This is a genomic window from Shewanella sp. 10B, assembly GCF_023475885.1.
Lineage (GTDB): Bacteria > Pseudomonadota > Gammaproteobacteria > Enterobacterales > Shewanellaceae > Shewanella > Shewanella mangrovisoli.
This window is the reverse complement of the sequence record NZ_JAMDJO010000004.1, coordinates 245,531-259,083: the sequence shown is the minus strand read 5'-3', so window position 1 is coordinate 259,083 and position 13,553 is coordinate 245,531. Positions and strand designations below refer to the sequence as shown.

The window sequence follows — 13,553 nt, the reverse complement described above, 5'->3', positions numbered from 1 at the left end:
GGTCCCACCTGATCCCATCCCGAACTCAGAAGTGAAACGCAATCGCGCCGATGGTAGTGTGGGGTCTCCCCATGTGAGAGTAGGTCATCGCCAAGCGCCTAATTAAACAATGAAGCCAGCTGAATAAGCTGGCTTTTTTGTTTTCTGTTTTATCAATTTATTTTCTATTCTTCACTTTATAGTCTCGCTCGCTAGCAGTTCTTTCAATCGATTAGCGTATTTAGTCTAAAATAACTCCACTTATGTTAAGTCTTTTTGCTTAGTAACGGGTTTCCCGTTAGCATACTGGGCGTCCATCTTTTTATTAAAGACATTTGGCTACCCATGCTTCGCAAACTCTCGCTCGCAGTATTGATACCTGTCTGCATGCTGGCACTTTATTTAGTGTTGGTTACGGCTGAGTATTTCTATGAGAGCGAGCTGGTACGTAATGAACTGGCCGATCGCCAGGTGAACCAGATAAAGCAGCAACTTTTACGCATGCAAACGATAGTGCAGTCGGCGCAAGCGTTACAAGATGTTGAACGTATCGAGCAGGAAGTCTCTCTGGCAACCTTAGATATGAATGTCATGGTTTATATCTTGCTGGATGCGAATAGTCGCATTCGTTTTGCAAATCATACTGTTTGGCGTGATAGCAATGCCATTGAAGTGATTGATGGTTACGATGTGGTTAGGCATCATGCCGTGGTGCAATCTGGACAGGCGAGTGTTTCAATAAATCCAGACCGATTATCGATTCAAGCCTATTATCCCGTCGATGCTCAATATCCTGGAGCAACAGAGCTTATCTATCTTGAGTCTGATCTCGCGCCGTTAGTGGCTAAAGCTTCAACCGAATTACAACAACGATTTATGCGTGTCTGGGGGCTCGGAGCGCTTCTGTTAATCGGTTTTACCTTTGTTTTATATTACCTTTTGATCCGTCCATTCAAGATGTTAAGCGAATCGGCAAAGCATGTGGGCACTCCCGAGTTTTCGACCCAAGTGCCTTGGAGTGCCTCCGAGGTCTTGTCTCTACAAACGACACTGCAGCAGGTTCATGAACATCTAGGGCGTGCAGTTAAGCAGCTTAACGATAGTGAGCAACGTTGGTTGTTTGCGGTTGAAGGTTCACGCAATGGGATCTGGGATTGGAATATTCGTTCTGGCGAAGTGTTTCTTTCTGATCGTTGGAAGGAAATGATTGGTTATCAACCCGATGAGCTAGAGGAAGTGTTCCAGACCTGGGAAACGCGTTTGCATCCCGATGATAAGCAAGCCGTGTTGGACTGCCTGCAAGAGTATGTCAGTGGCAAGACGAAAGAATTTGAGAGTGTCCATCGTTTACAACATAGAGATGGGCATTATGTTTGGGTATTTGACCGTGGCATGTTAGTCGACTGGGACCACCTTGGTCGACCGACTCGAATGATCGGTATTCATGTCGATGTCTCTGAGAGTGAGCGAAACCATGCTGCGATCGCCGAATTAGTGAAGCAATCTGTGGCAGGTCCTAAGATGCTCCCTGAAACCTTTACGGAGCAGTTATCCCAATACCTTAATCAGCGAACCAGTGCGGGGCATTGGGGGGCTTTGTTATTACTCAATGTCGAAACCCTTGGGGCGAATGACACTCTCACATCCCATGAACTTGAGCGATTGTTGTCGCAATTAAGTGCAAGGCTATCGAGTTATTTTGCTGAAAATATTGTCGTTGCTCATCTCGAATTGGGCCGGTTCGCCTTGTTAGCTAAGGAGTTGGCTGCCGATGCGAATATGGCCGGACGTCGAGCCTTGGCGTTGGCTACTGAGCTTAAACAAATCGCCACTCGTCCCTTCCATTATGGTGAACATGATTTTCGTTTAAATGCGAATATTGGGATTTGCTTATTAGATTCTGTAGATATGCTTGCGCCAGAACTCGCCGTGCGACGTGCAGAGCTCGCGATGCAGCATGCTCAGTCGAGTGAACACGCAGGTTGCGCTTTCTATCACCCAGATTTAGAACGCTCGCAGGATCCTGAGTCGTCTTTATTGAACAGATTAGAGCGTGCAATTGCCGAAAATCAGTTGTCGTTAATGTTCCAGCCAGTGGTGGATATGCAAGGCAAGATAGTGTCGGCCGAGGTTTTATCCCGCTGGCATTTAGCGGATGGGGAAATTGTTCCGGTCGCTAAATTTATTGATTTAGCCGAGCGCCATGGTTTGATTGCATCGCTCGATTTAAATGTGGCTACGCGCGTTTGCCAGTTGATTAAGCAATTTAAACAGCAGGGTATTAACCTGCCACGTTTAACTTTGAATATTAGTACCTTATCTTTCTGCCAAGCTGAATTTGTCGAGCAATTGGTTGCATTAACCCGTCGCTACGAGCTGGATGACAATCAGCTGGGAATTGAGTTAACCGAGAGTGCATTACTAACATCAGCCTCCTTTATTCTGCCGAGGATCAGTCTGCTCGCAGAAGCTGGGGTGGCAATAACCCTAGATAACTTTGGTGCGGGACAGGGCGCCTTGAGTTGCTTGCGTCACTATCCCTTGAATGAGGTAAAACTCGATTTACATTGTGCCGCCAATTTAACGAATGATGCGAGCTGGAGCCAAGCGCTGATTCAGTCGGTACACCCCTTTAACTTGCCTATCGTGGCCAAAGGTGTCGAATCACCACAGCAACAGCAACTCTTTAGCCGCTTAGGTTGTACCCGCTTCCAAGGCTACAATATTGCTCGCGCCTTAAGTGTTAATGACTTTAAACAGCTTGTTTGTCCACGTCCCTTGTTGCGTAGCGTTTAAAAAAGTCGAGTGCGTAATTAAGCGCTTGATTACGGTAGCTATCTTTCTCCATAAAAATCTCATGGGCAGCCCCTGCAATCACTTTTAATTGGCAATTTGAGCTTACCGCCAGATTTTGTGCGGCATTGTCGACAATCTTATCCTCACTGGCTTGTAGGATCAGAATGGGCGTGCGGATATGTGCAGTGGCCAAGACACAGGCATCGGCCGCGTCTAAAGATTCAGTCAACCAGCGGTTAGTCGGTGAGCCTAATTGCAGCTTTGGCGCCGCATCGTACAACTCTCGGTAGGCTTGATAACGGCTCTGGCAGTGGGTGAGATCATTGCCTTTAAAGGGAGCTGCCTTATAGTTTTGCCCGCTGAGCACGTAGTTAGGTTCTCCACCATTGAGGCTGGCATCGAGCTTACTCGCAAGCCAACGGACAAATCCTTTGGGCATAGGTAACTTAATGCCATACATGGGAGCTGAAAATGCTGCCGCCGTAAACACATCCGGATGTTGTTTGAGATACAAGGTGCCGATGGCGCCGCCCATGGAATGCCCGAGCAAGAACAGTGGCGAAGTGGCATGTTTGAGTACAACGGTTTGCATAAACAGGGCAAAGTCGTCGATATAGTCGTTGAACCGCCGCACGTGGCCTTGATGGGGATTGGCCGTCATGCGGCTCGATAACCCTTGGCCGCGGTGATCGATAGCAAACACCGAATAGCCTTGCTGATACAGGTCAAATACCAATTCTTGATACTTTAAGTAGGATTCAACCCGGCCGCTGCTGATGACTATGCTGGCATGGGCCTTGGGATGCTTGACCATCATATAGGCCAAAGTTAATCCATCGGGCGTTTTGAGAGTGTCTTGGACAACGGTCTGCCAGAAGGCTTGCTGTTCAGAAGTATTTAAATCGTGTTCCGTTGAAAAAGCTACCTTGGAAAACTCTTCCCTTGGAAAGTTTAGGGGCGTTTGGCTCATACTCTGTCGCACATCTCGGGCAAAAAGGTTTGCTAGAGTGTATCAGAGAACTAGGGCGGGCAGGAAAGGGAGCAGGAAAATACCCGCTCCCTTGGGATGAGCTTAAATCGCGGCTTTTTGCGCTTCGATAAAGTCGTTTATCTGCTGTTCCAGCACCGACATAGGTACAGAACCATTCTCTAATACGGCGTCGTGGAAGGCGCGAATATCAAATTTATCGCCTAAGGCTTGCTCGGCTTTCGCGCGTAGGCGTTTAATGGTGAGCTCACCAATCTTGTAAGAGAGCGCTTGCCCTGGCCAAGTGATGTAACGGTCAATTTCGGTGGTCACATTGTGGAGCGATAACGCCGTGTTGCTCGCCATAAACTCGATGGCTTGTTCTCGACTCCAGCCTTGGGCGTGCATCCCCGTATCGACAACGAGACGAGCGGCGCGCCACATCTCATAGGTTAGGCGTCCAAAGTTACTGTAAGGGTCTTGATAGAATCCCGCTTCTAATCCTAAGTATTCGCTATACAATCCCCAACCTTCACCAAAGGCCGAAATATAGCTGTAGCGACGAAAATCAGGCAACGAGCTCAGTTCGGAGTTTAGTGAAATCTGCAGATGATGCCCGGGCACGGCTTCGTGCAGCGTGAGCGCTTCGAGTTCATAGAGCGGACGCTTATCTAAGGCGTAGGTATTGACCCAGTAGTAACCCGGCTCGTCGTCACGATTAGAGCCTGAATAACGGCCTGAGGTGTATTTAGGGGCGATTTCGGCCGGCACTGGTGCGATACCATAGGGTTTGCGTGGCAATTTACCAAAATATTTTGGCAACATGGCATCGGCTTTTTTGGCAATAAAGGCTGCTTCTTTCAGGAGCTGATCCGCACTGGTGGTGTAAAACTGGGGGTCGGTTCTCAAGAAATGCAAAAAGTCGGCAAAGTTGCCTTTAAAGCCAACAGACTTAATGACTTGCTCCATTTCCTGGCGGATACGCTTCACTTCTTTTAAACCGAGCTCGTGCACTTCGGCCGAGGTCATATTTAAGGTTGTGTAGTAGCGAACGCGGTTCTCATAGAAGGCATCACCATCGGGTAAACTGTTAGCAGCAATATTTTCCCGAGTGTTGGGCATATACTCCTGGGTCATAAAATCATAAAAAGCCTGATAGGTTGGGAGCACATTCTGCTCGACCGATGCTCGGCCTTCTTGGGTCAGTTGTGCTTTTTGCGCCTCAGTAAAGTGGCTTGGGTATTGAGTAAAAGGCTTGAAATAACTGCTCTTCTCTACCGGTAAGATGTAGGCACTAATGCTGTTTTCAAATCCCTTGAGCGTCGCTTTAGGCGGCGTAATCCCTTCCTTTAAGCCTTGTTTTAACCAATGGGTTTGCTGGGCAAAATAGGTCGGTAGCGCCTTAAGCTTACCTAGGTAGTTTTGGTAATCCTCTAGGGTGTTGAATCGCCCTTGTGCAATGGAAGATATATAGGCGTGGAAGCCGCTCTCTGCGGTGATCGGCAGATAGTAATCCTTGTATTTATACAGGTCGACCTCGTTTTGGATCTGATCTTCGAGGATTTGGGCGTTGATTTTATCCTCTTTACTCAGCTTGCTGCGATCTAGGGCTTTCAATTGGGCGAGGATGGCAATTTGTCCCTGATTGAGTTTGGCTAAGGCTTCTGGGGACAGATCTTGCAGTTTACCCGCAGCACTCTTATCCCCCATACCATAGGCCATTTCAGGGCTGGCACTGAGTTGGAGTTGCCAACTTTGATCCACAATTGCTTGTAGGGCCGGGGCCATAGTCTTGGCCGTGGATTGTGCAACAGCCGCGGTTGTCTGTGCGGTTGGTGCAGACGGGGGCTGAACCGCGCTACAGGCACTCAGGGCGCAAATCAGTAAGCTTGGGGTAAAGAATTTATGCATGATTTATCTCGGATATTTTCGTTGTTATTGAAGTCATTATGCCTGAGGTTTACCCCAGATTGTTGTACGCATATTAAGCAGAATTGTGACTGAATGTGAATTTAAATCCCGCCCTTAGCTGAGTGCCACCAAAGAATGCGTGTTAAACTTAGGTTCCGCCCTAGACCAAATAACAAAAGCATTGGCTGGGTAGTTCACATAGGGGTTAATTATGATCAATACATCCATTCCATTGGTGGATTTGCATCGTCACTTAGATGGTAACGTGCGAGTGAACACCATTTGGGAACTCGGACACCAACACGGCATTGCTTTGCCTGCCGATTCTTTAGAGACTCTCGCGCCATTTGTACAAATTCAGGGGAAAGAAACCAGCTTAGTCGCCTTCTTGAAGAAGCTTGACTGGATGGTGGCGGTTCTCGCTGATTTAGATGCGGTAAAACGTGTCGCCTATGAAAACGTGGCGGATGCGGCGTTATCTGGCCTTGATTATGCGGAGCTGCGTTTTAGCCCATATTACATGGCGATGAACCATAAGCTACCGATTGAAGGTGTGGTTGAAGCGGTTATCGATGGGGTGAAAGCGGGCCTGAAAGATTACCAAGTTAAAATCAATCTAATCGGGATTATGTCGCGCTCCTTCGGCCAAGCCGCTTGTACTCAGGAGCTTGAAGGCCTGCTCGCACATAAACAACATATAGTCGCGATGGATTTAGCCGGCGATGAGCTTGGCTTCCCTGGCGAATTGTTTAACGAGCACTTTAAGCGAGTACGAGACGCTGGCTTAGCCATTACCGCCCATGCGGGGGAAGCGGCGGGTTCACAAAGTATGTGGCAAGCGATTCAGGATCTGGGGGCGACACGTATCGGCCATGGCGTGAATGCGATTCACGATCCTAAGCTGATGGAATATCTCGCAAAACACCGTATCGGTATCGAATCTTGCCCAACCAGCAACCTGCACACATCGACCGTATCTTCCTATGCGGAACATCCCTTCAGAACCTTTATGGATGCGGGGGTGTTGATAAGCCTTAACACCGATGATCCGGGTGTGAGTGCGATTGATATTAAGCATGAGTACCGCATTGCCAAGTCTGAACTAGGGCTAAGCGATGCTGAGCTGACTCAGGTGCAACGCAATGGGGTGGAAATGGCGTTTTTATCTGAGAGTGAGCGCAAGGCGCTGTATGCGGCTAAAGCTTAAGTAAGTAGCTCTGTTTCCCAATAAAAAATCCGACATTTGAGTCGGATTTTTTTATTGGAGAGGCGTCTGTGTTAGATCACACGGGAGAACTGTTGTTGACGCGCTTTTTGACGGTAGTAAAGGTCGAAGCACATACAGATATTGCGGATCAACAGGCGGCCTGTGGGGCTGATGGTGATCTTTCTGTCGGTGACGTCGACTAACTTATCGTCGATAAAGGTTTGCAGCAGTTTTAAGTCTTCGGCGAAGTATTCCTCAAACTTAATACCTAGTTTCTCGTCCATTTTTGCCATATCTAAATCGAAGTGGCAGATCAGTTGTTTGATCACGACGCGGCGGATTTCGTCGTCACGGTTCAGGCTACAGCCTTTCCACAGTGCATGTCCGTCTTTGTCGATGGCTTCGTAGTAAGGACGAATATCCTTCTGGTTCTGCGCATAACAATCGCCGATTTGGCTGATTGAAGACACGCCCAGACCGAGTAGGTCGCATTCTTCTTGGGTGGTATAACCCTGGAAGTTGCGATGCAGTTTGCCTTCGCGTTGCAGCTTAGCCAGCTCATCGTCAGGCTTAGCGAAGTGGTCCATGCCGATGTACTGATAACCCGCGCCAGTTAAAGTCTCGATTGTTTGATGCAACATCTCGAGTTTTTGTTTTGGCGAAGGTAAATGTTCATCTTTAATCTTACGCTGCGCGGCAAAACGCGCGGGTAAGTGGGCATAGTTGAACACAGATAGACGATCGGGCGACAGGTCTAACACGCGTTGCATGGTGGCGGCGAATGTTTCGGGTGTCTGATGTGGCAGACCGTAAATTAAGTCGATATTGGTTGAGACAAATCCCATGGCCTTGGCTTTGGCCATTAAATCGAAAATAAATTGCTCGTCCTGCTCACGGTTTACCGCGACTTGTACTTCTTTATTGAAGTCCTGTACGCCGATAGAAATGCGGTTAAAGCCCGCTTCTTTTAAGGTATCGAGCATTGAAAGCTCAATCTCACGCGGGTCAACTTCGATAGAGAACTCACCTTCAGCGGCAAAGTTAAAGTTAGCCTTAATTAAGTCGGTTAACTTCAGAATTTGCTCAGGATTTAAGAAGGTTGGAGTGCCGCCGCCCCAGTGCATTTGGGTGACTGTGTAGTGCTTAAACAGCGGAGCGCGCTTAATAATTTCGTGGCTTAAATACTCGATATATTGATCGGCCTTGTGGGCGTGGCGAGTGATAACTTTATTACAGCCACAGTAGTAGCAAAGTTTGGCGCAGAAGGGGATGTGAATATACAGCGACAGTTTGTCACTCTTACTGTTTTCAATCGCCGTTAACAGGTTTTGTTCAGTGAATGAATCATCGAACTCCAGCGCCGTTGGGTAAGAGGTGTAACGGGGACCGCTGTAGTTATATTTTTCGATCATCGACTGATCCCAGCTTATCTGAGTGGGCTGCTTCAAGGCGTGTCCTCCGAGGGTAAATTAGCAACAAGCGAAGTATGCAAGGTTCTTAGCCAAATAACCTTGATCTAGGTTGTAAAAATGATGTCTGTCCTTTTAGAAGTTACGCAATATCTATGAAAAAGGAGCTAATGTCTGTTGTTTTTTGGAGGTTTTGTGCACAGGCTCACGTGAAGCCGTACTCTGTGTGGGAAAAGAAATGCGGGAGCGATTGGGCCTCAAAGCCAAGGTTTTGGCCTTGAGGTTAATGTTGTCAGCTTAATGTGGGGCTTTTAATTGATAATTTGAGAGCTTTTTGGCATCGGCGGTAATACCTTCGGCCAGTTCAGCTTCAGATTTCATGCGGACAAAATCGAGCTTCATCCGTTCTTGCTTTGGCAGGGCTTGGCGAGCTTCCATAATCGGGTGATCTTTAATCAGCTCAAAGTGTTGGAAGAATGCCGGGAACTCAGGTGCCACGCGCTCGCTTAAGGATAAAATTTCAAATAAACGGCCAATCCTCACCACACCTTCAGAGATTTCGCAGCGGTCGTCAATCATGGCGGTGGCGATATAACGAATATCTTCTAGTACTTGGGCGCGCTTCGCGTTAGCCGCCGCTTCACGTTCGGCAGTGAGCGCCTGTTGGCGTTGTTTCTGTTGCTTGAGCTTGAGGAGTAAGAAAGTGGCGTAACTACTGAGGGCAACAATGATGATAAAACCAAGCAGGATAAGAGTGGTTGACACGTAAACTCCTTGTTTAGACTGCATAAAAACAAAGGCTGAGCGCTTTGTTTTTATGCATATTCTAAGATTTAAAACTTATCTTGATAATCTTTTAGCAGGTCGGCACCCGATTCAAAGCGATCGAACAGGTCATCATCTGAATCGACTTTAGATTTTTTCGCTGGCGCTTCATCTTCTAACTCATCGCTGATACCCAATTTAATCATCAGGGCTTCAATCTTGTTCAGCTGCTGATCTAACCATTGTTGGTCGTCATTGCTTAAGTTACGGCCTTCTTCCAACATATCGAGCAACTGGTTCAGTCTTGGATCTTCTTCCAGCTTCAGCAGTTTTTGCTCGTCGGTTAACTTGGGTTGCTTAACCTTAGGTGTGGCTGGTTTTTCTGTTGCAGTTGGTAAAGCCAATGCCACAGGCTTTTTGCTGCCATGGCGAGGATCTTTCTTCTGTGCAGCCTTTTTCTGTGGTGCTTGAGCCTGGATCAGCGCCTCATTATGACGACTGCCAGACTTGTTGCCCTTTTCGGCGCGCTTGCCAGTGACTTCTGAACGGTCCTGCTTTTTCACTCTTGGCTGTAATTTAGGGCTATTATCGCCGCCCTTGCGTGTTTTCTTGCTACGAGACATGATTTTCTCAATTGTTTACAACGTGTGGCCTAGCCGATACGGGATCGACTCGGTACTAAATTCGGTCGGCTGTTATACCAGATTATGATGTTTTTTGCATCAAAACGAGGTCTTTTGCGGCAAATAATAGTTCAAAATCGCTATTACTCGCTAGGTATTCAAAGGTTTGTCTTTGGTAAAAACTCACGTGAGTGAGATTGTTTTTATAATGCCATTTAGCAAAGCCTTCTAAATCAATTAATAAGGGTGTGCTAATCGCTAACCAGCCACCCGATTTGAGTAAACGGGTCAGTAAACTCCATTCTCTACTGGGGTGCTGAAAATGCTCAAAGACTCGGTAGCAACAAATAAAATCATACTCTTGCTTAAGCGTTTCGTGGTCGGGTGCGAAGAAAGGATCATACTGCTTGAAAGTGTGTCCCGCCGATTCAATGGTCGCCAGACTGGTTTGATCTAACACGCGTCCAAAATTTAAGCCCGTAAGGCTACCTTTTTGCTGCAATTGTATTTGTTCTAGTAGCGGTAAAATGAATTGCGACAGTTGGCGCTGTTTGGCGGCAATCCGCGAACGGCCATAACGCTGTTTTTCTGCCGCGGGAGGAAGATGGCTATTTGCGTCGGCAAAGGTGAGTCCGCATGTCTGGCAAACATAAAAACACCGTTTCTTGTCCTGAAGGAGCAACAGTGTTTGCGTGCTATGACAAAGAGGACATCTGCGCATTGAGTCAACTAGAAAAGTATTAAGGTCTTGATTGTAACAATTATATTGCGGAAGTGCACTTTCGGTGCTGGATGTATGCTGGTGGAGAATCACAAAGAAAAAAGGCGGCAGTTAAACTGCCGCCTTACAAACGGTGCATTTTGCACCCTATTCTGATTCCAAGTATCCTTACTTGCTATGCGACTTTCCCGGTCGGTATCCTTCTTTTTTTTACTGCTTTCCCTGCATCATTTTAGTTATCGGTCTTCCAGACTCTTAATTAGTTTCTGTTGCCATCCAGACCACAGTTTCCGTAGATGGTCTCAAGACACATCTTTATTACAGCGTCATCAATGACGTTAAGTTAACCATCCATGTTGCTTGAAGTACCTTCCAGTGATAACAAGCTTCCAGCCAGTGCATCCAAAGCTATTAGCTTCCTTTGCTACAGTTTGAATCATTCAAACTGTGTCCTGATGGGGCAAGTTACCCTGAGTGTAAGGCGATTTGCTTATCGCAAATTGGCGTTATCGGCCATCCCTTACAAAAATGTACTGACCGGGATTTCAAGGCGAAATCACTGCTCTTATTATTATTAGAGAGTGGTCTTAGTTATATTATTGTTATTGAGAGTCTTTATTCTTATATCTTGAATGTTAATTATACCGAAATCTGCAAGTTATTATTAATTTATTTGTACAAACAGACGGGTTTATCTCGGTACGGGGCTTATTAAACCCAAATCTGTGATCTATGTCAAGTATGAATCTTTGTCAGTTTACGTTAACGTAAACTTTGTGGCGATAAAAAAGGGTGACAGTGCACCCTTTTTTATCGCTAAAACCTATTTCAGGCTAGCAATGTACTTAGATAATGCTTCGATATCACTGTCGCTTAACTTTTTCGCGACATCTTGCATCATGCCGTTGAGGTCGTTGTGGCGACCTGCATCACGGAACTTAGTCAGTTGGATCTTGATGTAGTTAGCGTGTTGGCCAGCCAGTGCTGGGAAACCAGCTGATTCAGCACCTTTAGCATCTGGACCATGACATGCCATACAAGCTGTGATGCCGCGTGATACATCGCCACCTTTGTAAAGTTTTGCACCTAGCTCAGGAACATCTTTTGCTTCAGCAACTTGGATTGCTTGGCTAGAGAAATAAGCGCTGATATCAAGAATATCTTGATCGCTTAGAGGCATTGCCATACCACTCATGATAGGATCCATACGACCATCTTTACCGCCAGATTGCGCTGCACTACGGAAATCATGTAGTTGCTTTTGGAGGTATGTGGCGTGTTGGCCCGCAAGCTTAGGGTACATATCGATCATACTGTTACCGTCCATGCCGTGACAGGCAGAACAAACGATAACTTTAGTTTTTCCCGCTTCAGCATTACCTTCAGCAATCGCAGGTGAAGATATGGCGGCAACTACAACAGACAGCGCAAGAGCTAACTTTTTCATGGCGTTCCAACTTCTGGTTAAGATTATTATCCTGAGCTTACTAGGGTGACCCGCAAGCGTGGTAAAATATGTTTAATGTGATCGGGGTAATATTTTACACGAAAACGTGGAAAAGTAAGCAATTCTTCATAAATTATGGTATTGCGCAGTAAATATATTGGAGTAAATAGTGACTGAATCTCATATAGATTTTCGCAGGGCGAAGTTTTTAATCAGTGCACCTGACATTGCACATTTGGATCAATATCTGCCCGGCGACGTTGGTGTTGAGATTGCTTTTGCTGGTCGCTCTAATGCCGGAAAATCGAGTGCGCTCAATGCATTAACTGAGCAGAAAAACTTAGCGCGTACCAGTAAAACCCCGGGGCGCACTCAGCTAATTAACGTATTTGAACTCGATGCGCAGCGCCGATTAGTCGATTTACCGGGTTACGGCTTTGCCCAAGTGCCTTTAGCCATGAAATTAAAGTGGCAACAATCCCTCGGCGAATATTTGCAGAAGCGTGCGTGCTTAAGTGGCGTTGTGGTATTGATGGATATTCGTCATCCGTTGAAAGATTTGGATATGCAGATGATCGAATGGGCGGTTGCGAGTGAAATTCCAGTACTCGCATTACTGACTAAGTCCGATAAATTGGCGCAAAGCGCGAAGATGAAGACCGTGAACGAAGTGCGTAAAGCGCTGGTTGAGTTTGGTGATTGGGTACAGGTTGAGCCTTTTTCTGCGCTCAAAGGCACGGGCAAACCAAAAGTGCTTAGTATCTTAAATGAATGGTGTCATCCGCAATGGTTGGCCGATGAGTTAGAAAACCAAGAAGACGCTGAGTAAGCCTTTTGCTTTATGGTCGGATGCCACTAGCGCATTCGGCCATTTCTTTCTGCAATATCCCCTTATAAAACATCTATTTCACCCCGTAAATTTTGGGCAAAAAAATAGCCGATAACATTAGTCACCGGCCAAAATTTTAGCTCTTTTGGGGAGAAGCTAAATTCAACAAGACTCAAGCACCATCAAATTACCTTCAATGGTTCTCAATGAAGACAGCATACATCGAATTTACCTTTTATTAAAGTAAATACTCTAAAATTTACTCACCTTTGTTGAAATCATCCCAAGGCCGAAAAAAGAGCAAAAAAAAGCCCCAGCAAACAAGTTGCTGGGGCGCCAGAATTTGGCTCGTCACTATAAGTGAAATAAAGGTCTGAAAGATAGAACATCTTAACCTCTGTACCCTACGCAGAGAATAATACGCTATTTATCTCTAAATGGAAAACAGTTTTTTTGAAAAAGTGATAATTGTGTGCAGTAGATCTCAAGTTTTAGGTGAAAAAAACAGCGGTGTTTGATCTGATATTTTCACAAATAGCATTTAAGCCACTGATTTCGCTAATTTGACCGTATTTTTAGTACAGAATTGATCAATTCTTCAGATTTAATGTTTTTACTCTATTTTGGTGATTGTTCTTGGTTGTATCCATCAGCGAACGATTGTTTAGGCTTGCGTGGAGTGTCTCGCGGATAGCTGGTTGTGCTTATACCGGTGTTGAAGCTGCGAGAATTGAGGGGAGATTAAATTTAGTGACTGAGATATGGAGAGTCGAATGCAGCTTCCCGCTCTTGAGGCGGATTCGCCATCAGGGTATTCGCCTGAGTAAACAACTTCTCCTCATCTCGTTCTCTGCGATGTCGAGTTTAGCGGCACCTAAGAGTTGCACCAAATATAAAGG

The 13,553-nt window shown here is 46.2% G+C and carries 10 protein-coding genes and 1 rRNA gene; 4 read left to right on the top strand and 7 right to left on the bottom strand.

Translation table 11 applies throughout. The features are described 5' to 3' along the window. Together rrf and M0415_RS16240 are read left to right on the top strand one after the other, a co-directional pair. A 5S ribosomal RNA gene (rrf, locus tag M0415_RS16245) occupies positions 1 to 96 on the top strand; the annotation flags it as partial. Between the two features lie 228 nt (positions 97 to 324). Further along, positions 325 to 2,775 (top strand): EAL domain-containing protein, encoded by a 2,451-nt coding sequence (locus tag M0415_RS16240; protein ID WP_249560502.1) that lies wholly within the window; start codon positions 325 to 327, stop codon positions 2,773 to 2,775. Here the strand turns inward: M0415_RS16240 and M0415_RS16235 are convergent. Next, positions 2,732 to 3,745, bottom strand: coding sequence for an alpha/beta fold hydrolase (locus M0415_RS16235; RefSeq protein WP_011624635.1), 1,014 nt, complete (start codon positions 3,743 to 3,745; stop codon positions 2,732 to 2,734). The two genes, M0415_RS16240 and M0415_RS16235, sit on opposite strands and share 44 nt — an antisense overlap. A gap of 102 nt (positions 3,746 to 3,847) precedes the next feature. After that, positions 3,848 to 5,653, bottom strand: a complete 1,806-nt coding sequence (locus M0415_RS16230; RefSeq protein WP_249556554.1) for a DUF885 domain-containing protein — start codon at positions 5,651 to 5,653, stop codon at positions 3,848 to 3,850. Between the two features lie 211 nt (positions 5,654 to 5,864). Between M0415_RS16230 and add the strand changes: the two genes are divergently transcribed. Continuing rightward, complete coding sequence (add, locus tag M0415_RS16225) at positions 5,865 to 6,860, top strand: adenosine deaminase (protein ID WP_249556553.1); 996 nt, start codon at positions 5,865 to 5,867, stop codon at positions 6,858 to 6,860. Positions 6,861 to 6,931: 71 nt separating this feature from the next. Here the strand turns inward: add and hemN are convergent, their stop codons facing one another. The 5 genes from hemN to M0415_RS16200 form a co-directional block, all read right to left on the bottom strand. Further along, a complete protein-coding gene (gene hemN, locus M0415_RS16220) occupies positions 6,932 to 8,308 on the bottom strand; it encodes an oxygen-independent coproporphyrinogen III oxidase (RefSeq protein WP_084796735.1) in 1,377 nt (458 codons plus the stop codon). 258 nt (positions 8,309 to 8,566) lie between these two features. Then, positions 8,567 to 9,034: a DUF2489 domain-containing protein gene (locus M0415_RS16215; protein ID WP_011624631.1), complete on the bottom strand. Its 468-nt coding sequence runs from the start codon at positions 9,032 to 9,034 to the stop codon at positions 8,567 to 8,569. A gap of 68 nt (positions 9,035 to 9,102) precedes the next feature. Continuing rightward, the gene (gene yihI / locus M0415_RS16210; protein WP_249556552.1) at positions 9,103 to 9,657 is read right to left on the bottom strand and encodes a Der GTPase-activating protein YihI; all 555 of its coding nucleotides are present in this window, start codon (positions 9,655 to 9,657) and stop codon (positions 9,103 to 9,105) included. An 82-nt stretch (positions 9,658 to 9,739) separates the two neighbouring features. After that, positions 9,740 to 10,378, bottom strand: coding sequence for a class I SAM-dependent methyltransferase (locus tag M0415_RS16205; RefSeq protein WP_133181854.1), 639 nt, complete (start codon positions 10,376 to 10,378; stop codon positions 9,740 to 9,742). A gap of 823 nt (positions 10,379 to 11,201) precedes the next feature. Continuing rightward, complete coding sequence (locus M0415_RS16200; protein ID WP_011624628.1) at positions 11,202 to 11,825, bottom strand: c-type cytochrome; 624 nt, start codon at positions 11,823 to 11,825, stop codon at positions 11,202 to 11,204. 169 nt (positions 11,826 to 11,994) lie between these two features. Between M0415_RS16200 and yihA the strand changes: the two genes are divergently transcribed. Next, positions 11,995 to 12,654, top strand: a complete 660-nt coding sequence (yihA, locus tag M0415_RS16195; protein WP_011627696.1) for a ribosome biogenesis GTP-binding protein YihA/YsxC — start codon at positions 11,995 to 11,997, stop codon at positions 12,652 to 12,654. Positions 12,655 to 13,553 lie beyond the last annotated feature (899 nt).

Bases quoted from the DNA above. Each gene is read 5' to 3' on its own strand.
- M0415_RS16200 (WP_011624628.1), bottom strand. From the start codon at position 11,825: ATGAAAAAGTTAGCTCTTGCGCTGTCTGTTGTAGTTGCCGCCATATCT.
- yihI (WP_249556552.1), bottom strand. From the start codon at position 9,657: ATGTCTCGTAGCAAGAAAACACGCAAGGGCGGCGATAATAGCCCTAAA.
- M0415_RS16230 (WP_249556554.1), bottom strand. From the start codon at position 5,653: ATGCATAAATTCTTTACCCCAAGCTTACTGATTTGCGCCCTGAGTGCC.
- M0415_RS16235 (WP_011624635.1), bottom strand. From the start codon at position 3,745: ATGAGCCAAACGCCCCTAAACTTTCCAAGGGAAGAGTTTTCCAAGGTA.
- M0415_RS16240 (WP_249560502.1), top strand. From the start codon at position 325: ATGCTTCGCAAACTCTCGCTCGCAGTATTGATACCTGTCTGCATGCTG.
- M0415_RS16205 (WP_133181854.1), bottom strand. From the start codon at position 10,378: ATGCGCAGATGTCCTCTTTGTCATAGCACGCAAACACTGTTGCTCCTT.
- add (WP_249556553.1), top strand. From the start codon at position 5,865: ATGATCAATACATCCATTCCATTGGTGGATTTGCATCGTCACTTAGAT.